Origin of the sequence: Streptococcus sp. 1004_SSPC, assembly GCF_001069025.1 — a bacterium.
GTDB classification, from domain to species: domain Bacteria; phylum Bacillota; class Bacilli; order Lactobacillales; family Streptococcaceae; genus Streptococcus; species Streptococcus vestibularis.
Genome location: NZ_JWGQ01000011.1, coordinates 1 through 22,527 on the forward strand (window position 1 = coordinate 1; position 22,527 = coordinate 22,527).

23 protein-coding genes are annotated in these 22,527 nt (G+C 41.5%); 1 reads left to right on the forward strand and 22 read right to left on the reverse strand.

Annotation, left to right across the window (positions count from 1 at the left end):
- Positions 1 to 131: 131 nt before the first annotated feature.
- The 22 genes from ADF62_RS11070 to ADF62_RS00880 all read right to left on the reverse strand — a co-directional run bounded on the left by ADF62_RS11070 (position 132) and on the right by ADF62_RS00880 (position 21,419).
- Positions 132 to 299: a hypothetical protein gene (locus tag ADF62_RS11070; protein WP_003096142.1), complete on the reverse strand. Its 168-nt coding sequence runs from the start codon at positions 297 to 299 to the stop codon at positions 132 to 134.
- Positions 300 to 314: 15 nt separating this feature from the next.
- Entirely contained in the window at positions 315 to 494 is a 180-nt protein-coding gene (locus ADF62_RS00785; RefSeq protein WP_003096139.1) for a Blp family class II bacteriocin, read from the reverse strand.
- Between the two features lie 160 nt (positions 495 to 654).
- Positions 655 to 2,400, reverse strand: coding sequence for an ABC transporter ATP-binding protein (locus ADF62_RS00790; protein WP_048787871.1), 1,746 nt, complete (start codon positions 2,398 to 2,400; stop codon positions 655 to 657).
- Positions 2,393 to 4,150: an ABC transporter ATP-binding protein gene (locus ADF62_RS00795; protein ID WP_003096134.1), complete on the reverse strand. Its 1,758-nt coding sequence runs from the start codon at positions 4,148 to 4,150 to the stop codon at positions 2,393 to 2,395. The genes ADF62_RS00790 and ADF62_RS00795 overlap by 8 nt, the downstream gene beginning before the upstream one ends.
- Before the next feature lie 49 nt (positions 4,151 to 4,199).
- Positions 4,200 to 4,334 carry a hypothetical protein gene (locus ADF62_RS11640; protein WP_003096132.1) on the reverse strand — a complete coding sequence of 45 codons (135 nt, stop codon included), beginning with the start codon at positions 4,332 to 4,334 and terminating at the stop codon, positions 4,200 to 4,202.
- Positions 4,335 to 4,752: 418 nt separating this feature from the next.
- The gene (locus ADF62_RS00805) at positions 4,753 to 5,280 is read right to left on the reverse strand and encodes a VanZ family protein (RefSeq protein WP_003094723.1); all 528 of its coding nucleotides are present in this window, start codon (positions 5,278 to 5,280) and stop codon (positions 4,753 to 4,755) included.
- A 1-nt stretch (position 5,281) separates the two neighbouring features.
- Positions 5,282 to 6,391 carry a 23S rRNA (adenine(2503)-C(2))-methyltransferase RlmN gene (gene rlmN, locus ADF62_RS00810; RefSeq protein ID WP_128637824.1) on the reverse strand — a complete coding sequence of 370 codons (1,110 nt, stop codon included), beginning with the start codon at positions 6,389 to 6,391 and terminating at the stop codon, positions 5,282 to 5,284.
- A 63-nt stretch (positions 6,392 to 6,454) separates the two neighbouring features.
- A complete protein-coding gene (locus ADF62_RS00815) occupies positions 6,455 to 7,177 on the reverse strand; it encodes a YutD family protein (protein ID WP_048787872.1) in 723 nt (240 codons plus the stop codon).
- A gap of 54 nt (positions 7,178 to 7,231) precedes the next feature.
- Positions 7,232 to 8,587, reverse strand: a complete 1,356-nt coding sequence (locus ADF62_RS00820; protein ID WP_037621298.1) for a bifunctional metallophosphatase/5'-nucleotidase — start codon at positions 8,585 to 8,587, stop codon at positions 7,232 to 7,234.
- Between the two features lie 95 nt (positions 8,588 to 8,682).
- The gene (locus ADF62_RS00825; RefSeq protein ID WP_048787873.1) at positions 8,683 to 10,026 is read right to left on the reverse strand and encodes a DEAD/DEAH box helicase; all 1,344 of its coding nucleotides are present in this window, start codon (positions 10,024 to 10,026) and stop codon (positions 8,683 to 8,685) included.
- Positions 10,027 to 10,099: 73 nt separating this feature from the next.
- Positions 10,100 to 11,122, reverse strand: a complete 1,023-nt coding sequence (gene mraY, locus ADF62_RS00830) for a phospho-N-acetylmuramoyl-pentapeptide-transferase (RefSeq protein WP_003096123.1) — start codon at positions 11,120 to 11,122, stop codon at positions 10,100 to 10,102.
- A gap of 1 nt (position 11,123) precedes the next feature.
- Positions 11,124 to 13,391: a penicillin-binding protein PBP2X gene (gene pbp2X, locus ADF62_RS00835; RefSeq protein ID WP_003096121.1), complete on the reverse strand. Its 2,268-nt coding sequence runs from the start codon at positions 13,389 to 13,391 to the stop codon at positions 11,124 to 11,126.
- 3 nt (positions 13,392 to 13,394) lie between these two features.
- The gene (ftsL, locus tag ADF62_RS00840; RefSeq protein ID WP_003093404.1) at positions 13,395 to 13,715 is read right to left on the reverse strand and encodes a cell division protein FtsL; all 321 of its coding nucleotides are present in this window, start codon (positions 13,713 to 13,715) and stop codon (positions 13,395 to 13,397) included.
- 2 nt (positions 13,716 to 13,717) lie between these two features.
- A complete protein-coding gene (gene rsmH, locus ADF62_RS00845; RefSeq protein WP_003096119.1) occupies positions 13,718 to 14,668 on the reverse strand; it encodes a 16S rRNA (cytosine(1402)-N(4))-methyltransferase RsmH in 951 nt (316 codons plus the stop codon).
- Between the two features lie 114 nt (positions 14,669 to 14,782).
- Positions 14,783 to 15,286, reverse strand: a complete 504-nt coding sequence (locus ADF62_RS11295) for a DUF6287 domain-containing protein (RefSeq protein ID WP_003096117.1) — start codon at positions 15,284 to 15,286, stop codon at positions 14,783 to 14,785.
- 22 nt (positions 15,287 to 15,308) lie between these two features.
- The gene (locus ADF62_RS11300) at positions 15,309 to 15,767 is read right to left on the reverse strand and encodes a hypothetical protein (protein WP_003096115.1); all 459 of its coding nucleotides are present in this window, start codon (positions 15,765 to 15,767) and stop codon (positions 15,309 to 15,311) included.
- Between the two features lie 86 nt (positions 15,768 to 15,853).
- Positions 15,854 to 16,288, reverse strand: a complete 435-nt coding sequence (locus tag ADF62_RS10040; RefSeq protein ID WP_003096114.1) for a Wzz/FepE/Etk N-terminal domain-containing protein — start codon at positions 16,286 to 16,288, stop codon at positions 15,854 to 15,856.
- A 140-nt stretch (positions 16,289 to 16,428) separates the two neighbouring features.
- Positions 16,429 to 16,827: a DUF805 domain-containing protein gene (locus ADF62_RS00860; RefSeq protein ID WP_003096113.1), complete on the reverse strand. Its 399-nt coding sequence runs from the start codon at positions 16,825 to 16,827 to the stop codon at positions 16,429 to 16,431.
- A gap of 92 nt (positions 16,828 to 16,919) precedes the next feature.
- Positions 16,920 to 18,170, reverse strand: a complete 1,251-nt coding sequence (locus ADF62_RS00865; protein ID WP_003096112.1) for a glutamate-5-semialdehyde dehydrogenase — start codon at positions 18,168 to 18,170, stop codon at positions 16,920 to 16,922.
- Position 18,171: 1 nt separating this feature from the next.
- Positions 18,172 to 18,975, reverse strand: coding sequence for a glutamate 5-kinase (gene proB / locus ADF62_RS00870; protein WP_003096111.1), 804 nt, complete (start codon positions 18,973 to 18,975; stop codon positions 18,172 to 18,174).
- A 120-nt stretch (positions 18,976 to 19,095) separates the two neighbouring features.
- Positions 19,096 to 20,685 (reverse strand): hypothetical protein, encoded by a 1,590-nt coding sequence (locus tag ADF62_RS00875; RefSeq protein ID WP_048787874.1) that lies wholly within the window; start codon positions 20,683 to 20,685, stop codon positions 19,096 to 19,098.
- 2 nt (positions 20,686 to 20,687) lie between these two features.
- Positions 20,688 to 21,419, reverse strand: a complete 732-nt coding sequence (locus ADF62_RS00880) for an ABC transporter ATP-binding protein (RefSeq protein ID WP_003096109.1) — start codon at positions 21,417 to 21,419, stop codon at positions 20,688 to 20,690.
- A gap of 267 nt (positions 21,420 to 21,686) precedes the next feature.
- On the opposite strand from ADF62_RS00880, the gene ADF62_RS00885 reads away from it, so the two are divergent.
- On the forward strand, positions 21,687 to 22,418 hold the full coding sequence (locus ADF62_RS00885) for a DUF554 domain-containing protein (protein ID WP_048787875.1): 732 nt from the start codon (positions 21,687 to 21,689) through the stop codon (positions 22,416 to 22,418).
- Positions 22,419 to 22,527: the final 109 nt, after the last annotated feature.

Sequence of the window (22,527 nt, forward strand, 5' to 3'; positions counted from 1 at the left end):
ATAGCGGGTGGTTTATTTGTTTCGCACCTTTGGAGCGAAACGGACTTAAAGTCACATAATAAACAAAAAAGTAGTGACATAAATGTCACTACTCGATTTTGATTTTTAGGAACTCTACATTTCGAATACTTCTATTTTTTGAGTCGCTCCCATTTACTAAAAATCAAACTAAAAGTGATTAATGTTAACCCTACCAAATTAATGATATGATGAACAAAATCTAAATTTCTAAAAAGGTTAGCAATTCCAAATCCTAAAAGGAAAATGGCTAGTAAATACATTTTTTTATCTTTAAACATAGGGTCACCTAAATATTAGCAGAATGTGGCGTAACCAACTAAAGCTCCTCCCCGGTAACCTACTGGGCCTCCTGCTGATCCTACTAGAGCAGATCCAATTGTGCCGGCATAACACTTAACCCATCCTCCACCTTCAACATTTGCAAGCGTCTCGAGATCGAGTGTTTCAAAAGTGTTCATTGTTTGTGTTGTCATTCTAACAACCTCCTAAAATATTATTTTTTAGCTTTTTCTCTCAAGCTATGGTTTTATTATAGGTTGCAAGACAACAAAAAAAGTAGTGACATAAATGTCACTACTCGATTTTGATTTTTAAGAAATCTTTTCGAATATAGAAGCTATGGTCTAGATTATCTTAGGCTCCTTCCACTACGCCTGCTTGTAGGCTGTACATCTTGTGATAGGTGCCGCCGAGGTCTAGGAGCTCCTCATGGCTACCGTGTTCGATGATGCAGCCCTTGTCTAAGACATAGATGCAGTTGGCATCTTGAATCGTTGATAGGCGGTGGGCAATAGCAATGGTTGTGCGTCCTTGACGCATTTTTGCTAGAGAGTTTTGGACAATAGCCTCTGTCTCCGAATCAATATTGGCTGTCGCTTCATCCAGAATCAAGATTTTAGGCTGGCTAACAACGGTTCTAGCAAAGGCTAGAAGCTGGCGTTGACCGGTTGAAAAACTTGAACCTCGTTCAGAAACTGGAGCATCATAGCCTTCTGGAAGTTTATCAATAAAGTGATTGGCATCCACAAACTCAGCAGCGGCTTTAATCTCTTCATCGGTTAAATCCTGATACATGGCAATATTGGATTTGATTGTACCATGATAGAGAAAGGGTTCCTGAAGGACAAGACCAATGTTCTTACGCAGCTCTGCCTGACTATAATCGCGAATATCTACACCGTCAAGAAGAACTCGTCCTGATTGGAACTCATAAAAACGCATGAATACGTTGATAATAGAGGATTTTCCAGAACCTGTGGAACCGACAAAAGCGATGGTTTCACCTTTATTGACAGAGAAGGAAATATTATCCAAAATCTGGTGCTTACCGTCATAAGAGAGGGAGACATTTTCAAAGCGAATATTTCCCTCTGTAACCTTGGCGTCTGTGTCTCTCTGTTCAGGCTCATAGGTACGCTCGTCAATCAAGGCAAAGACCCGATCTGCTGAGACCATAGAGGTTTGCAGGGTTGAGAAGTTTTGTGTCACTTCAATCAAGGGATCAAAGAGGCGATTAATATACTGGATAAAGGCATACATGGTCCCTGCTGTGATTCCCAGATAGATACCTCGGTAGCCAAAATAGGCCATAAGAACAGCATAACCCAGCAGCTTCAGTAAACTCATGGCTGGGCGTAGAAAGAGAGAATCCAGTGACATGGAACGACTAGCGTAAATCAGGTGCTCCTCATTGATGGCATCAAACTCTTTTTTGAGACGTTTCTCTTGGTTAAAGGCCTGAATGATGCGAATCCCCTCGATACTCTCTGACAATTTGGCATTTATATCTGAAAGCAAGGCTCTGGTCTTTTCAATGATGACCACTGATTTTTTGCGGTAGAGGTTAACCAAAAGGACAATCAAAGGAAGAAAGAGCACAATAAGCCCAGTCAGACGAATGTCCAAAATCATCATGGTATAAAGGGTCGTGACAAAGATAAAGATAGCCGAAATAAAGCTAGAGAGAATTCCTGAGAACATCTCGCTAATGGTTTCAGTATCATTGGTCAAGCGGGAAACGATAGAGCCTGCTGGAGTTTTGTCAAAGTAAGACATGCCCAGTTTTTCCATATTGGCAAAGGCATCTCGACGAATATCTCTGACAATACTGTAGGACACACGCGCAAAGAAGAGATTTCCCAGATACTGGGCCAGTGTCTGCAAGAGGTAGAGACCATAGTATCCAATCAGAATCATACTTGCCGCCTGATTCAAATCCTGGAGGTAGTGATCAATAAAATAGGAGGCCGCCAGGGGAATGATACTCTTGATAACCGTTGTGGACAAGAGGAAGGCCAAAGCTAGAAAGGTCAAGAATTTGTAAGGCCTGAGATAAGTCAAAAGACGCTTAAACACAGACCATTGGTTTTGATTAGGCACGAGCTTCTCCTCCTTCCATTTCTAACTGTTGAGACTCATAGGTCTTGGCATACCAACCATCTTGAGCTAGTAAGTCATCATGACGGCCACGTTCAATGATACGACCATCTTGCATGACTAGGATGAGGTCAGCGTGCACCACCGCACTAAGACGGTGGGCAGTAATGATAGTTGTCTTGTCCTTGCGAGTATGCTTGAGATTATCAATAATGGCATGTTCTGTCTTAGCATCAACCGCAGATAAGGAGTCGTCCAAAATCAAAATATCTGGATCCAAAATCATGGCACGACTCATGGCCAGACGTTGCTTTTGACCACCTGATAGGCTGACACCCTTTTCACCAATGATTGTTTCAAAGCCTTCAGGCATAGCCTTGATATCCTCATAAACTTGAGCCAACTTAGTCGCTACTTCCACCTTGTCAATGGAGAGATCAGGATTACCAAAGCGAACATTTTCTAAAATAGAACTGGCAAAGAGAAACTGGTCTTGAGGGACATAGCCCATCAAGCTACGCAAGTCTGATAAGCGGTAGTCTCGGATATCATGACCATTCAAATAGATGGCTCCTTGATTGACATCGTGCTCCCGCAAGAGCAACTTGACAAGGGCCGTCTTTCCTGAGCCAGTCTGCCCAACCAAACCAAGAGTTTGCCCCTTGTCCAAGGTGAAATGAATATCTCGCAAAGTATCCTCATCCTCAAAAGCAAAGCGGTCAATCGCATACTCTAAGCGACCATTTTCGATACTTGGGAGAGGATGCGCAGGATCTTGAACATCTGATTCCTGCTCCAGAAGATTTTCAATACGTTGGTAGGACACATTTCCCCTCTGTGTGATATTAAATAGGAAACCAATGGCCATCAGAGGCCAAACCAGCATATCCAAATAGGTAATGAAGGTTACCAAATTTCCGACCGTTATCTGACCGGCCTGAATCATAAAGGCCCCGACAAGAAGGGTCAAAACATAAGATGAGCCAACAAAGAGTAAGACCAAGGGATCAAAAAGGCTATCATACTTCATCGTATGCATATTCTTTTTGAAGGTCATCTTATTGGTCTCTTGGAAAGACTTAAGCTCAGCCTCCTGATAGCCAAAAGACTTGGTTACCTTGATTCCTGATACCGACTCTTGAACCTTATTATTAAGTTCGGAAAAGGCTGCCTGGGATTCTCCAAAAGCTTTATGGGTCTTACGGCCCAAACGACTGGTCGCAAAAGCCATGAAGGGGAGAGGTAAGACAGCCACCAGCGTCATCTGCCAAGAAATGCTGAAGAACATGGTGATTAAAGTTACCAATGCTGTGATAGAGGCATCTACGGCTGACATGACACCCCCACCAGCCAAGCGTGTTAAGGAGTTGATATCATTGGTTGCATGGGCCATGAGGTCTCCAGTTCGGTACTTTTGATAAAAAGAAGGCGACATCTTGGTAAAATGCTCAAATAGGCGTGAACGCATAATCTGGCCTAAGCGATAAGAAGTCGCCAAGATATACATGCGCCAAACATAACGCAAATAGTACATCCCCAAAGCTGCCAAAAGCAAATACACAAGATTCAAAAGCAAGACCTGATTGGTCAATTTCCCCGATGTAATAGCATCAATGACCCGCCCCATAACCATAGGAGGAATCAGATTGAGTACCGAAACCAGACTCAGTGCCAAAATCCCGACAATATACCGGCGTTTTTCTAACTTGAAAAACCACCAAAGTTTTGCAATGATTGATTCTTTAAAAAACAAGTTATTACCCCTATCCTTACAAACGAGTGATTATAATTCTAACAAAAGGTTACTTCCAATAGCGATAGATTGTGCCATCTTCTAACTGAAAGTGACCAATATAAGATAACTTCCCAAAATCAGTAGACTCTGGCAATTGATAAGCAAAGGAGTCAAAATTATAGACCTTGTACCCACCATCCATAGAGTATCTCTCCTTGTCACGAATGACTGACGCATCCTTCTTAGGGCTCCAAATGTGTCTGATTTCATCAGAAGTCTTATATTATACTCTATGACAAAATTGTACAATTCAAAGTTAGTTGCCTCACTGAGATAGCGACCATCGGTATTGTAGTTGGCTAATTGAAGCTTTCTCTTAGCCTCAGAATAATTTCAAACCTGTCCTCTTTCTCGCATGATATCGGCATCACGACCACTTTGATAAGTATCTGCCTTAACCATCGTCATTGTTACTCCTAACGTTAATACGGTGACTACTGTCATCATTAAATGTTTCATTATTTCTCCAAACGTGTTTATTCATTTTCCCTCTTTTGAATGTGTTGTATTTGTATGATAGAAAATAAGTGAAACCTGAGACGCGTAAGCTCCCAGGTTTTTTACTCTTTAGAATGCGTTTGAATCAGTTTTACAAGAAGGCGGTAGACACCTAGTGCCACCAAACCTCCCAAAGTGTTGGTCCATAAATCATCTAACTCAAAGACACGATTAGCATCAATGAGAAGATCTAGGATAACTTGTCCAACCTCAATCGTCAAAGACATGACAAAGGTCGCTAAAAGAACCTTTTTCCAAGACCTGAATCTGGGGTACAAGGCTAAAAGCCCTAAAATCAGCGGACTCAGTAAGAAAATATTGGTCACATTTTGCCCAAGCACAAAGACAATCTCTTTAAGACTATCCAGCTGATAAAAGTTGGTCAAACTATTGAATGGGGTTAATAGGACCACGACACGACCAAAATGTTGAATACCAGGGGTTTCAACACCTTCAACTAGCCCGTACTGGGGTGTCCAGCATAGGAGTACTAAACAAAGGAGATAAGCACAGACCAAAACTCGGCTTAGCTTTCTTCCTTTTGGTGTTAGTTCTCCATCCTTATCTACCCAAGTCTTAAGCTGAAACATCTTACTTACCTTCTGATTTACCAGAAGCTTCTGCCACTGCCTTTTGACGGTCGCGTTTCATGGTGTTTGAACGCAATTGTCCACAAGCTGCATCGATATCTGTACCGTGCTCTTGACGAACCACGCAGTTAACCCCATTTTTCTTGAGCACATCGTAGAAGGCTGCCACACGTTCTTTCGTTGAACGACTATATTGGTCGTGCTCTGATACTGGGTTATATGGAATCAAGTTGATGTATGACAACTTACGGATTTTCTTAGTCAAATCAGCCAACTCTTGAGCATTTTCAGGATGGTCATTGACCTCATTAAGCATGATATACTCAAAAGTGACACGACGGTTGGTTGTCTGGATGTAATACTCGATAGCTTCAAAGAGTTTTTCAAGTGGGAACGAGCGGTTGATACGCATGATGCTTGAACGAAGATCATTGTTAGGTGCGTGAAGTGATACGGCAAGGTTAACTTGAACACCTTCGTTAGCAAATTCCTTGATTTTTGGTGCCAAACCAGATGTTGACACGGTAATGTGACGTGCTCCAATGGCAAGACCATTGTCATTGTTAATGGTACGCAAGAAGCGAAGCACATTGTCATAGTTATCAAATGGCTCACCTATACCCATAACAACCACGTGGCTGACACGTTCACCGTCGCCACGGTCATCAAAGTATTTTTGTACCAACATGATTTGCGCCACAATCTCACCAGCAGTCAAGTCACGTTGTTTCTTAATCAAACCACTCGCACAGAAAGTACAACCAATGTTACAGCCAACCTGAGTTGTCACACAGACAGACAAACCATAGTGTTGACGCATCAAAACAGTCTCAATCAACATACCATCTGGCAATTCAAAAAGATATTTAACAGTACCATCTTTAGATTCTTGAACGATACGTTGTTTCAATGGGTTTACGCAGAAATTCTCGTTCAATTTAGCAATGAAATCCTTAGAAATGTTGGTCATTTCTTCGAAAGATTGCACACGCTTCTTGTAAAGCCAATCCCAAATTTGAGTAGCACGGAATTTCTTTTCACCGTGTTCCATAGCCCAGTCAATCAACTCATCACGAGTAAGACCGTAAATAGAATGCTTGTAGCCCTCCATATCCTCCAATTTCTGACGTTTACGACGTTCTGGTTTTGCTTGTGTTGTTACTTCTGACATAGTTTAATTTCCTTTTTTTCTGATTGTAAAATGCTGACCAGCTGACTTGGCATTGCTTTGTTTTTTCAGTGAGGTGTGCTGATTTTTTGAAGTCTTCTTCTGACTCTTCTTGAAGTTAGACTTTCGCTCACGACTAGCATCCTCAGACCTAGATTTGAACTTAGGCCGACGCTTGATTTTCTCAAAGCTTGGCCCCTCTTGGTCCCTGTCTCTTCGTTTGGACTTATCCCGCTTTTGCTTAGCAGAAACTTTTTGGTCCTTATTCTTTTGAGAAGCATTACGCTCCTTCTCTCTAGATTCCTGAGAAGAATGACGACGATTGTTAGAACGACGACGCTTGCGACGAGGCTCTGTCTCCTCTTCAAAGACGATTAACTGCGGCTCTTCATTTTTTAAAATAAAGTAGGCACAACCAAAGGCACAGTATTCACGTAAATACTCTGACAATCGGCTAATACGATCTGTCTTACGCGTATTAGGACGCTCGTCCTCGTAAAAGCCCTTAAGGCGAAGCTGGTCATTAGACCAATCCCCAACAATATAGTCATACTTAAGCATGATTTCAGAAAAACGTTGCCCAAAGCGGGTAGCGTCTAAAGCATCCTTGTGATTTTCAAGAACCGTAAACTGATAGGCATCTGATTTCAGAAGGTCGGCCACGTACACAAAGTCTGGCCCTGGATATTTATTATAATTAAACATTTCTGGCAAGATTTCTTTACGCATGTGCCATCCTTTCTGCTCTCTCTTATTTTCTATTCTGATGCTGTGATAATGCTCTTATCTCTTATCCCAATTGGCACCATTTTTTCTTAAATACTTAGCCACAAGTCCCCTTAACAAATCCGGAAAAAGAAGAGTGACTTCCTTTTCTTTGATTTTAGGGAAATAAGAAGCAAAGTAGTATTGATCCACAAGGACCAAACTAAACTTCTCATTGGAATCTACAACCCTACTATTATACAACAAATTACCGTTTTTGTAAGCAAAATTCCCCGTGATTACTTCACCAAATGTCTTCCCTCTGAATCCCATACCTTTAATAGCCTGGTTTTTAAGGAGTTCAGCCTTGGTAAAAACTTCACGACAGATTTCCTTGAGTTCTTTCCCTGTCACGACTAAACGCACCATCCGCATCTGATGGGGAAGGGCTTTTTGAAGGTCTGCCATGGTCACTTGAGGACCTAGCGTTTTCATGATGAGTCCAGTATTTAAAATCGTTAACTGGCTATCTGTCTCCTGACAAACAGCTTGTAAAACCAATTGACAAGTCTCATCAAAATCTAGTTTTCGACCTAGATTAGCCACTTTTTCCTGAGCCAAACGACGATGGCCTTCCTCACGCATAGCCTTGATAAAGATTTCGTCCTCCTTGTCCAAATCCAAGATGTATGACTTGGTGGGAATAGCCTCGATCTGACACTCTATCAATTGCCCATTTTCCACAGTAAAGTCAATACAGCCAAGATAATAGCCATATCTATCAGCAGCTGCCAAATAGGTTTCATTTACTAATTTTCCCTCTTCAAAAAGGTGATGCGTGTGGCTCCCGATGACAAGGTTTACCTGCGGATAAGTCTCTGCAATCTGCTCATCATAACGTACACCCAGATGGCTAAGAACGACGACTATGTCTGCATCCCTTACCTCAGGGCGAGCCAAATCCTCTTCCAACCGAGCCATAGGCTCTAACACCTGCCAACCGTTAGGAGCATAGGTGATGTAATATGGGAAGGTATAGGCCAAGAAAGCAATGTTTGTACCTGCTTTAGTTTTATGGATAAGATAGGGTTTGGCCCATTCAGGCTGTCTCCCCTCATCCTTGAGATTTCCTATAATTGGCTGAAACTTGGCCTGCTCATAAAGACAGTCTAGCTTATTCTTAGCTAGACCAATTCCCTCATTATTTCCAATAGTCGCATAGTCTATTCCCAACTCATTCATCAAGGCTACATTAAAACGCCCAGCGGTCGCATCAGATAGAGGATGGGACTTATCCACATTATCCCCAAGATCTACCTTAATCAACTCTCTATCCGTCTGACTCAAATCATCCACAGCCCGCTTGAGTTGTGGATACTGTTCAAAATGAGAGTGCAAATCATTGATATGAAGAATTCGAATCGTGTCTTTCATGACTTCTATTTTAGCACTTTTACCACAAAAAAACTTGACATTCATTTTGCCAAGTTTTTACATATCTAAATTTGCTTACAGCTAAACGCCAAGGCTTAGAAACTTTGCTTCTTAGCTTTACGCTCAGCACGTCCCTTAGCACGATTAGCTGCACGACGCTCACGTTTGCGTTTTTCGTCAACCTTCCACTGAATTTTCTTCTTGTAACCAGGCTTGATTTTTTTCTTTTTCTTCTTAACCAGACCAATCATTTCCGTATCAAGTTTTTGATAGGCTTTTTCTCGGTTGGCACGACGGTCGCGGTCATAGGTATCTTGAAACTCACCATCTTTAAATACCTTAGGTTCAAAGGTAATACCCATTTTTTCCAGCTCACGAATATCTGAGTCGTCACTTGGTTGATAAAGGGTGATAGCTGTCCCTGACAAGCCGTTACGTCCAGTACGTCCTACACGGTGAACAAAGAATGACAAATCTTGAGGAATAGCGTCATTGATAACATGGCTAACCCCTTCAATATCAATTCCACGCGCTGCAAGGTCAGTCGCTACAATATACTCAAACTCAAGTTTCTTAACTTGATTCATGATACGTTTACGTTCACGCGGTGGAATACCGCCATGAATTTTCGCAACTTTAAGACCGTTTGATACCAAATAACTATGTAAATCATCCGCACGTTCCTTGGTATTGACGAAAATCATTGCCAAGTATGGTTGCATTCCCTTAAGCATCTCAAGAATCTGTTCATTCTTGTTGCGCCCCTTGGTAGATACCAACCAGTTATCAATGGTATCTGCAATCACAGTTGAAGTCTTGATTTGTTCCATGACAGGATTGGTCAAGTATTTCTTCAAGAATGGTTGCAATTTTTGAGGAATGGTTGCTGAGAAGACCAAAATTTGAACTTCCTTAGGAAGACTTGCCGCAATCTTATCCACAGTATCCAAGAATCCCATATCCATGGTCATGTCAGCCTCGTCAACAACAAAAGTATGGGCCTTGTGGATAGCCAAGTCACCAGATTTAACTAGGTCATAGATACGCCCTGGTGTCCCGATAACAATATGAGGTTGGGCTACCTTGAGTTTCTCAATCTGACGTTGCTTGTCTGTACCACCCACATAATTGACTACACGAATTTCAGTCTCAGAGTGTTTGGCAATTTGTTTTGTCGCTTGGTAAATTTGTGTCGCCAATTCACGTGATGGCGCTGTAATAACAACTTGAACATCGCCACTCTTTGGATTGAGCTTCTCAAAAATTGGCAAGAGGAAGGTATGTGTCTTCCCTGAACCAGTCTTGGATTCACCCACTAAATCACGGCCAGAACGGACTACTGGAATCAATTTTTGCTGAACAGGTGTTGGCTCCTTAAATTTAATCTCGTCGAGAGCCTTTTGAATATAGGCTTTAAAATTAAAATCTTTAAATGACATTTTTTCTTACTTCTTTTCTATCTAGTCTATCCTTATCATTATAACAAAAAAAGAGCATTTCTGCTCTTTTCATTTATTTCATAACGTTTCCAAGAACCATCCAAAGGGTAATGGCACTTGCAAGTGCTCCAACTGCCCAAAGGAAAGCATCAACCTTCCACTCTGACCATTTGTCGCCCTTACCTGAAAGACCACCCAATTCGAGGTGGTGGTGGAATGGTGTCATACGGAAAATACGACGACCTTCTCCATACTTACGCTTAGTGTATTTGAAATAGCTGACCTGTAGCATGACAGAAGCTGTCTCAAAGACATAAACCACACCAATCAAGAGTAGCGTCCACTCTACACGTAGGGCAATAGAGATAACCGCAAGCATAGCCCCAAGTGACAAAGACCCAACATCCCCCATAAAGACCTTGGCTGGCTTGTGGTTAAAGACGAAGAAGCCAAGAAGGGCACCAATCATAGTAATAATGATAGTTAAGATAGCGAACTCACCCTTGACAAAAGCGATGATTCCATAAGCAATCAAGCTGATAACCACAGAGATAGAAGCTAAACCATCAATACCATCTGTCAAGTTGACCGCATTTGAGAAACCAACGATCCAGAAAAGGACAAAGAGAACATAGAAGACACCAAGGTGAATTGTCAATCCTCCAATAGATAGGCTATTTGTCCCACTAGGGAGTACATGGATGAAATAGAAAAGCAAACCTGCAATAATCTGCAAAGCCATCTTTTGCCAGGGTTTAAGACCCTCATTGATTTGATGGAAAATCTTAAGGAAATCATCAAGGAAGCCGATAATACCATAAATCAAGAGTACAAAGAGTATTCCTACTGGGGCACCATAGGCTTGGTGTCCCTTGCTAAAGACATGGAAGTTGAAAATCAAACTAACCAAGATGGCAACCACTAGGAATACTGTCCCTCCCATAGTTGGTGTACCAGCCTTGGCCAAGTGCTGCTTCACATCTTCATGCATCTGTTGACCACCGATTTTTTTGATTTTGTAGTAAGTAATAAAATGAGGCATGGCGAGCACCGTCAACACAAAGGCGGCCACGCCTGCTATCAGACTCATAGTCATCTTAGTCTCCTAAAGTAATGGTAATCTTTTTGGTTTTAGACAGGGCTTTTCCTGCCGCAACACTTTGTTTGGTCACAGTCCCTGACTTGCCACCTTTGTAAGTAATTTTAATGCCTTTCCATTTGGCAAATGTTTCAACATTCTTCTTGGTCCAACCATACATGTCTGGAAGTTCTGTGAAGTCATTAGTCATGATTAGGATCTGCTCATTAGCTTTAATATCAGCTTTTGCATCTACAGAAACCTTTTCAATCTTATTGCCAACACCCAGAACAACCGGATGAATTAGGTTTTGGCGAAGAGTATTAGCTGTCTCTCCTGGTGTCTTACCAATGATATCACCAGTTTGATAGCTAGTCTCTTCAGTATTTCCACTCCCCTCAGAAACAGAAGTCTCCAAAGTAGCACCCATTGACATGGCTTCTTCTAAAACAGGGTTCACCACAGTCGCATAAAAATTATTATCCCAGGTCTTAGGCTCTTGAATGGTCAAATACATGATGTATTCTGGATCATCAGAAGGAACCATGGCTACAACTGAGTTGAGAGTCTCGTTGGTCCCAACTTTATAGGTTCCTGTCTTTTCATCAGCCACTTGGGCTGTTCCTGACTTAACCGCAACATCATAGTTACCAACCTGAATGATTGGCGAACCTTCAGACTTGTTGTATAGGGTACCGAACTCTGGATCCGTACCGACAGAAATCATATAGTTACGGGTTTCAGATGCAGTCTGCTTGGAAACAGGTTTACCAATAACTTCTTTCTTGGCTGTACGAACAGTACCTTGATTAGTATCGGCAACTTGTTTAATAAATTGAGGCTCTAACATAATACCATTGTTAGAGATTGCGGTAAAGGCTCGGAGCATTTGGACTTGAGTTACTGAAATCCCTTGTCCAAAAGATGATTGGGCAATATTAACTGAGTTTCGAGAGACAATCCCTGAAGACTCACCAACCATCCCAAATCGGGTTGGAAGTCCAAATTTGTATAGCGATAGGTAGTTAGACCAGACTTTGTCTCCCATGTCTTGTTCCAGCATGGTCATACCAACGTTACTTGAATATGAAAATCCTTGTGCAAATGACATCGTTCGACCTGTTGAAACACCTTCATTGATTGACCAGTCATTGATTTCAACATCATCAACCTTAATACCATTAGCGTTACTGTAGGTTGCATTCGGGTTGAAACTTCCATTATTGATAGCTGCTGACAAGAGCATCACTTTCATGGTTGACCCTGGCTCATACTGAGCTTCATAGAGGCGGTTGACCCAGTCGTAACCTTTTTTAGTCTGTCCTTCTAGCGTATCCGAGTTATAGGTTGGACGTTGTGTCGTTGCAAGGATTTCACCTGTTTTCGCATTGACAACTGTTGCTGAAGCATTTACACCTTTGGTCTGCTCCATAAACGTATCCATCTGCGTTTCTAGGAAGGTCTGAAGAGGGGCCGACAATGTCGTATAGATATTCTTACCATCGATAGCTTCTTTGGTAATCGTTTCCGTTCCAAGAAGGGTATTACCGTCTTTATCCTTCTCGTAGATAGCTTCGCCATCTTTACCTGTCAAAAGGCTATTCAGCGAACGCTCTAAACCTGTTTGACCGACCAATGAATACGAACCGTCTTTTTTATTTTCAACAGCTTCGGCACGGCCAAGAAACTCTGAAGCAAAGGTTCCATTAGGATACATACGGGAGGTTGTCGCTTCAAATGCCATCCCCTTAATACCTGCATCCTTAAAAGTCTTTTCTAGGTCCTCTTTGACAGAGTAGGTGATTCCTTTTCCTTTTAGTCCAAAGGATACTTGATAGGCACCCTTGGTACGCAATTGAGCCAAAGCATCACTCTTTTCAATTCCTAGCTTGTCTTTCAAAATATCGGCAACCTTATCAAACTGACTATCTTGGACATAGAGTTTTTCCCGAGTTGCTGACACATAGCTGGTTGACACAATAGCATAAATGGAATAACTGGTTGAATCCTCAGCCAAAACATTCCCATTTCGGTCATAAATCGTCCCACGCTTGGCCGCCACTGTGGTTTTCGTGTTATAAGACTTAGCAGCCTGTGTTGACAAATCAACACCAAACTTACTATCGGTCCCAATAATTACCACAAAGTTGATAATAAAAACAAAAAAGATAAAAATGCTGAGAACCATCAGGTTCTGACCAACATGCTGTCGGTTTTGGGCTGGCTTTTTCCTATCCCTTACGACATAGTTTAGAAATAAATGTTTAAGTTTTTTAAGTCTGTTCATTGGCTATTTCACACTCTTAATACTATCGTTATTAATAGACAGTCCTGCCTTAGTGGCAATCTCTTTGATACGATCAGAGTTAGTTAACTCATTTACTGCCTGCTTAGCATTGTTAAGCTCTGTCTTTTCGTCACTAATCTTGCGATTAAGGTCTGTGATTTGTTGCTTGATAGCCTGATTACGCCCTTGTAAAAATACAACAGCGATACTCATCACAATAGCTGTCAAAACAATTGCCGAATAGAAGGCCTTTTCCATACGTGTCATAAAACGAATATGGTTTCTAATAGCCCTATTAACAATCTGACGTTCCTGATTTTCCATAGTTACTTCCTGATTTTTTTAGCCACACGCAATTTAGCAGAGTGCGAGCGGTTATTGGCTTCTAATTCTTCCTGACTAGGTAGGATAGGCTTACGATTAACCAGAGCTACCTTCGGTTGTAAGTCTTCGGGAATAAAAGGTAAGCCTTTAGGTACATCTACCGTGCTAGCTTCCTTGAAAAGTTGCTTAGTCAACCGGTCTTCCAAAGAATGGAAGGTAATCACCGAAATGCGACCATCCACAGCTAGGAGATCCAAAGCCTCCTGAATCGATTCATCCGCAGCACCAAGTTCATCGTTCACTTCGATTCGAATAGCTTGGAAAATTTGCTTGGCTGGATGGCCCTTCTTCTTCAATTCCTTAGCAGGCTTAGCTGATTTTATGATTTCCGCCAGTTCCGTCGTGGTCTCAATTGGTTTAACCTGACGAGCTTGTTCAATTTTACGTGCAATTTGTTTAGAGAACTTGTCTTCACCATACTTGAAGAAAATGCGCACCAAATCGTTGTAAGGATAGGTATTAACCACCTCATAAGCAGTCAAGCTCGCCTCCTCATTCATACGCATATCCAGCTTGGCATCCTGTTTATAGGAGAAACCACGCTCACGCTCATCCAACTGTGGGCTAGACACACCCAAATCGTAGAGAATGCCATCAATTTCAGACACTCCCAGAGCTTCAAGGTTAGATCTGAGGTTACGGAAATTATCCTTAATGAAAGTCACCATTCCCTTATCAATATAGTCCTTGAGACGCACTTGAGCATTATCAATAGCCTTTTGATCCTGATCAAAACAGTACAAATGACCCTTTTCAGACAATTGTGACAATAGATAAGACGAATGTCCTGCGCCACCCAAGGTCGCATCAACATAGATGCCATCGGGCTTGATATCAAGCATATCAACAGTTTCGTGTAAAAGAACGGTTACATGGTGAAATTCATTAGTCATAACTTCTATTATAGCACAAGAATGGAGAAATTGTCTCGTTCTGTAAGTTAACAGGATAGTAAAAAAGCCAGACCTGTGGCCTGGCTTGATGATTGATAGATCGGTTCTCGAAAATCAGTCAACTCTGTAAAAATAACTTTCCTCAGATGGCTTACCATTAGTCGCTAAAATTCGGTCCTTACTGTTATCTCCCGCATCACTTCCATCGCTAACTCCTTTAGGACAAAGCTCAATTGGAGCATTCCCTACTGGGCTAGAATACACATAAGTTAGGGTATATATTCCTGACACATATTGATTGGATGAGACTTTGTCGATAGGGTAAGTAGAACCCCAGAGTTCCAACTGTCCATCCGAAGTAATGGTGATAGTCTGTCCATTTGAAGACTTCCATGTCCCTACAGCTGATTTATAGTTACCATTTTTCAGTTCATCAGGCTTGAGGGCTGATGAACTTGTTTGAGTTTGTGATGCTGTGCTAGATTCAATAGAGGCACTGCTCAGGTCCTTCCAACCCCAATTAGAGAGATCAGCCTTCTCTGCACCCGAATCACTGTCATCTTTTATAAGAGACTGGCCATCACTACTAAAGTGGTAGCCAGAACCTTCACCAGCCATAGCACCAGCACTACCATAGTAGCTAAAGGTTGTTATCCATGAGGTAGACCAATGTCATACGCTCACCCAACATGCCCAGTTGCGGACCTTCTGTCAGACGAATGACCTGACCACTATCCTTAGAGATAGTGTAAATATCCGTAATCATATGCTCCTTAAAGAGTTTACCTGGTTTAAAAGCAAACACCAACTCGTCAACCCCATTACCATCCAAATCACGATAAGTATAGACCGTTGAAGCAGGACTGATTTGAGAATTAGCATAGGTCACCACCAAAGGATTAATTGAATCGTCAGTTTGATTGTCATCTACAGCTGTTTGGTACTTACTAATGATGCTATCATAGGCAGAGGCATCTACCTTTTTCTCTTGACTAGAGCTTGAGCTAGAGCTTTCACTACTACTTGATTGGGACTGCTCTACTGATGATGAAGAATTGGTAGATGATAAATGATTAGACTGATTTGAACAAGCAACCAATAGGGCTAGACTAGGCTAGATAATCCTGTTACTAATACTAAAACTTTATTTTTCATTGCTGATCCTAAATTCCTTTTCTCTTACCCTTATTCTGTTGTCCCAGAGCTAATATCTGAGCCGTAGGCAGGGTCTGTATAGCTTGAGGTCTCACTATTTGAGTCGGTATCAGTTGTTGGAGGAGCATAATTATACTGTGGCGCTTGGTAAGTTCCTTGAGCTGAGGAAGGAGCCGGTGTAACCGTAGTCGTTGTGGCTGTCTGTGCCTGGCTAGCTGCTACAGATGCCGTGCTAGAGCTTGACAACTCGCTAGACGTTGATGTTGACGATGACGAGCTAGAGCTAGATGATTTAGAGGGAGCCTTAGCTTTTGATGACGACTGTTTGGTGCTAACCCTCACTCCTACCTCGGCATGATGATGAGTAGGACGGAAAAAGACAATAGCCAAAGCCAATAAAAGAGCTGGTAGGGTAAATGCCAAAATAAGGTAACGTTTTTCTTTTATGTGACGAAATAGTTTCATAAGTTATTCACATTTCTTAAATTATATTTTAGTGTTGATTAGTCTCAGATAAGATTATATCAGAAATATTAAAATGTGCAACATTGACATAAAGCTTTTTGACATCAGAAAAACCAACTCTTTGAGTTGGTTGATTGTCGTTATTGTTGTGGATTATTGAAGTTGTTGAATGGCACTTCTACTTTTGTTGGTTGACAGAACAAAATTAAAAGTACAATCCCACCTATCCCCACGGCAAATCGGAAGAAAATAAAAGCCCAGTGATAACCAGCATCACGCAAACGACGGACTTGGATTGCAGTAAATGGTAATACAACAGCAAGACCATATATTAACATAGCTAATATCAGTAAGATTGCAATAGTACCTAGTGGACCGGCCACACTACCATCATTAGCACCTATAAATATACCTGCTAAAATCTCTACAGCGAAAATGACTAAAATATTTGCTAACACCGCAAACCAATAATCTGAGTGGCTTGAACGTCCTTCAAAATCTACATAGCCCCTCCAATATTTTTTATAAGCTTTAAACATCACCAAAGCTCCTCATTTTTGATACCCCCAATATATCATAAGCTTCTTACTCTAGCAAATAGACCAAAAAAGCCCCATGAGGAGCTTTTTGTTTATTCTCTAATCTGACCTTGGCCATTAATATAGAACTTGGTTGAAGTTAGGGCCTCAAGTCCCATTGGACCACGGGCGTGCATTTTTTGGGTTGAGATTCCGATTTCAGCCCCCAATCCAAAGACGAAGCCATCTGTGAAGCGAGTTGAGGCATTGACATAGACAGCTGCAGCGTCTACGTCGTCTTGGAATTGCTCCGCACGACTGATATCCTGAGTCACGATAGCCTCTGAATGCGATGTCGTGTAAGTATTAATCCAATCAATGGCCTCATCAAGGCTGTCTACCACTTTAACAGACATAATATAGTCAAGAAACTCTGTCGCAAAATCTTCTGGTGAAGCTGGTACAGCTTTTTCCATGAGTTTCAGAGCCGTTTCATCTGCACGGAACTCAACAGCTTGAACTTTTGAAATAGCTTTTTCTAAGTTAGGTAAGAATTCTTCTGCAATATCAGCGTGAACGACGAGAGATTCTGCAGCATTACACACGCTTGGTCGTTGGGTCTTGGCATTGATGACAATCTGTGTCGCCATATCTAAGTTAGCATATTTATCCACATAAATATGACAGTTACCAACACCCGTTTCGATGACAGGAACCTTGGCTTTTTCTTTAACCGTTTGGATGAGACGGGCTCCACCACGAGGGATGAGCAAGTCAACATACTTGGTCGCCGCCATGAGTTCCTCGGCTACCTCATGAGAGGTATCTTCAACCAGTTGAACAGCATCTGCTGTGATACCCGCATTTTCCAAAGCCTTACGAGCTACTGTAACCAGGGCCTTGTTGGAATTGATGGCATCACGTCCTCCACGAAGAATAATGGCATTATTAGTTTTAAAGGCAAGGCTAAAGGCATCGATTGAGACATTGGGACGGCTCTCAAAAATCATAGCGATAACACCCATAGGAACACGCTTTTGAACAATTTTAAGACCGTCTAGATTTGTATAGCCACGAACCACTTGACCGATTGGGTCCTGAAGAGCTGCTACCTGACGGACACCCTCAGCAATCCCTGCGATACGGTCTTCCGTTAAAAGCAAGCGGTCTCGCATAATCTCTGAAATACCATTTTCCTTGGCATTGGCCATATCCTTAGCATTTTCAGTAATAATATAGCCACTCTCAGCTACTAGAGCTTTAGCTACCTGATTTAAAAGGTCGTTTTTAGCTGCTGTTGACAATTTAGCAATCTGACGACTCGCCACTTTGGCCTGATGGCCCAATGTATCAATATATGTCATATTAGTCCTCCTGTTTAAAGAGTGTACCGATTTTGGCTCCTTCTAGGACACGAAGAATGTCACGTGGATTTTCACCATTCATTAAAACCATTTGACTATGATTTTCAAAAACCATCTGAGCGGATTTAATCTTACTCATCATACCACCCGTACCAAATTTACTACCGGCACCACCAGCTGATGCCAGAATTTCCTCTGTAATCTCTGGGACATAGTTACGAAGGGTCGCATCCTCATAGACATTTGGGTTCTTATCAAAGAGCCCATCAATATCTGACAACATGATAAGTAGGTCTGCACCAACAATCTTAGCAACGATAGCAGACAAGCGGTCGTTGTCCCCAAACTTAGTCGCATGATCCATTTCATCTACGCTAACAGCGTCATTTTCATTAACAACTGGGACAACTCCAAGCTCTAAGAGGCTCTCAAAAGCATTGATGGCATTGGCTAAACTCTCGGGATACTCAACCACATCACGCGTCAAAAGCAACTGAGATACCTTGGTTTGGTAATGTGAAAAGACCTGAGAATATAGGCTCATCATAGCCACCTGTCCTACACTCGAGACAGCTTGTTGCTTACCGACTTCAGCCGGTCGCTTGTCTAGGTCTAAGACATTGAGCCCGAAGCCCATGGCACCAGAGGATACGAGGACAACCTCAATCCCTTTATTGTGTAAGCTAGAAATAACAAAAGCTAGCTGATCGATTTTTTCAAGATTAATTTTCCCTGATGGCAAAACCAGAGAGCTGGTCCCGATTTTGATAACTAGGCGTTTTACTGAGTCAAAATTTCGTTTCATGTTTATGATTATACACTAAATTCTTGTATTTTAACATCTATAATGTATAACTTTAAATAACTAACATTATCATCAAAAAAAGAATCCCTCCAATCGGAGAGACTCTTTAAACAGTTTGTTCTAGGCAAAAAACATGGCTCTAATACGTTTCCAACGTCTGCGATCAACAAAGAGATAAACGATTAAGGCAATTAAAGCTATAAGCCCAGATACTATAGTATTGACTACTAGGGCAATCCAGAACTTACTTGCAAAGAAGACCACACCGCCCAGCAAGGCTGCAATAAAAATGGTAAGGACAAAAATACCCATATAAAGCCACTGGCCGCCGCCCCGGTTGAAGAGTTGGGTAACTTCCTGCCAATTCACTTCCAACAATTTAAGGTCACGTTCAAAGAAATAGCCACCTGCAAGATAGGTTGTCACAAGGAAACCAATGATGAAACTCAGTACTAAAACCGGATGGAGATGTGCAAGGAATATTAAACCAAGTCCTCCTAATAAGAGGGAAACACTGACTTGCAAGCCATAGAAAATCCAAAACTTTTGACGAAGATAGTCACCCATATTGATTGGCAAGCTACGAATAAAGTCAAAGTTTGTCCCCTCTAAGGAAGTTGCCACACCAAGAAAACTTGTTGGTTGAGCTGAAAAGAAACCAAAGGCAATTCCGACCAAAAGCAGGAGTCCGAAATAGTCTGGACCCAGATCTTTCAAAAAGACCGCACCCCCACCTAGCATGATCATATATAAGACTGGTACCACATAGGTATTGATAATGAGGGTTGAATTCCCCAAAGTAGATAAATGATGGCGAACCAAGACCTGTCTTTGGCTTCGGGTAACAGCTTTGGCCTGAGACTTTCTAGCCTTCTGGTTATAGATGGCTTCGTGGAAATAACGAGGCATTCTGACTTTATAAAACCAATAGCCCAAGATAAGCACTAAGATAAGAGGAAGATAGAAATTTAGCAGAGCCTCTGGAGATAGAGGGGCAGCTACGACATCATAGTAACCTCTTAGATAAGGCAACAAGGGAAAATTGACATGCCCAGCACCCTTAATATAACCATTAAGAAAACCAACCATCATGATAGGCAACATAATCAATATGGTCGACAGAGTCATCAGGATACTCGAATAGAGCTTTTGACGAGAGCTACGAACAATCATGGTCCCAATGCTATTAGCGAGAACTACTGACAGAACGAGATTGACAAAAAGACAAAGGATAAAGGCAAATAGACCTACAGGTATCCCAAGCGGCCCAATAAATTGCCAGTAAGCTAGAATCAAAAGACTAAGGATAGGTACCATGAAGCTCATACCAACCATAAAACCTGACAAGGTCTTGGCAAGGAAAACTTCTGATGGTTTCAAGGGGAGAGATAGATAGACCTTGCTATCTTTACTGTCATAAAAGGTACTATAGAGAGCCGTGAAGGTCTGGAGAAGTCCCATGATTGAAAATGTCAAGAGATATAGGGTTAAGACTCCAGGATTGGCCTTATAATCGACACCTACAAAAAGATAGCTATAGACAACCGTAAAAACAACTAGAATCAAGAGTTGTTGTCTAAGCATGGCATTAACGATGGAGAAATTAGCTTTTTTCTTTTTCTCCTGACGTTTCTGTAGGTTAGTTACTGCTTGAGGATTGGCGTAGAGGAGATTAATTTTAAAAAGCTCCCAAACATGGTTCCAGTTCATGACTATACCTCCTCAATCTTACGTCCAGCCATTTCCAGATAAATGGTTTCCAAATCCTTATCAGGGTACTGAGATTTCAGTTCAGCTAGAGACCCTTGGAAGATAAGTTTTCCTTTCTTCAAGATAGCAATACGATCACAGAGTTGCTCAGCTACACTTAAAACGTGGGTTGAGAAAAGGACACTATTGCCTTCCTTGGCATGATGACGCATGGCTTCCTTCAAATCATAAGACGCCTGTGGATCCAGACCAGTTAAGGGCTCATCCAAAACCCAAATCTGTGGATTAACTAAAAGGGCACCGATAACAACAACCTTCTGACGCATACCGTGAGAAAAGGAAGAAATGAGGTTATAGCGATTTTCAGTCAAGTCAAAGGTAGACATGAGATCAGTCAAACGTTCCTCGACTTGACTAGCTTCCAAATCATAGATACGTGTCAAAAAGTACCAATAGTCATTAGCGGTCAAATTTAGAAATAAGTCCGGCGAATCTGGCACATATGCTATTTTCTTCTTAATAGCATCACGATGCAGGCTAAGGGCCATATCATCGACGTAAACTTCACCGTAGCTAGCTTCAATGATAGACGTCAAAATGGAAATGGTAGTGGTTTTACCAGCTCCGTTGTGCCCAATCAAACCAAAGATTTCACCATCTCGAATCTCGAGATTAAGATCTGAGAGAGCATCTTTATCTTCATAACGTTTCGTTACATGTTCAAATCGAATCATTTTGTATCCTTTCTTTAGGTTTTTAGCGTAAGTCTTATTTTTTTACATTAGGATATAAATTAGATTTATTCTTTTGTTTTTTATGAACAACACTCTAAGAATACTGGCAATAAATTTAGATAAGGCTATTTCGTTACCTTCTCATTTATTGTATCATTTTAAAGGTACAATTTCAAGAAAGAGTTTGTAAATATGAGACAATTTTGCATTCAGCCTTTGATAATGCTAAACTTATAGTATTTAAAACAAGTAGGAGGCAAATCACTGGTGCCAACTGGAATTATCATCAACTCACTATCAATTATCCTAGGAGGAATCGCTGGAGGTCTCTTTGGCGACTATCTTAGAGAAGATTTCAAGGAGAACCTTAATCTCATCTTCGGGCTAGCCTCTATGGTTATGGGGATTAGTGCTATTATGAATATGGTTAATATGCCTGCAGTTATCTTTGCAGTAGTTATCGGTACCATCATTGGACTGGCCCTAAAGTTTGGAAACCTCATCAACAAGGGAGCTGGACTTATGGAAAAAGGCTTGTCCAAGATTACGCCAAGCAAACAAACAGGGTTAGCTCACGATGAATTTTATGCACAGCTCTTAACGGTTATCGTCCTTTTTTGTGCGAGTGGCACAGGAATTTATGGGAGCCTTGAGTCTGGGATGACAGGCGATGCTTCCATCTTGATTTCCAAATCTATCCTAGATTTCTTTACGGCCATGATTTTCTCTTGTAGCCTAGGCTACATCATCTCCATGATTGCCATTCCACAATTTATCGTTTTCTTCCTCCTCTTCTTGATCGCTGGGTTCATTCTTCCTCTAACAACAAAAGCCATGATTGGAGACTTTAAGGCTTGCGGGGGCTTCCTCATGATTGCGACGGGATTTCGTATTATGAAACTGCGTCAATTCCCAACAGCAGATATGATTCCAGCCATGATTCTGGTTATGCCTATTTCCTGGGCCTGGGTAAATTGGGTGGTGCCTTTTCTTGGATAAAATTACTATTGAAATAACGAAATACCGTCAGTCTAATACTGGCGGTTTTGGTCTCTATTTATTGCCGTTATGGATACAAACTATTAAAAACTAGTAATGTTTATAGTGT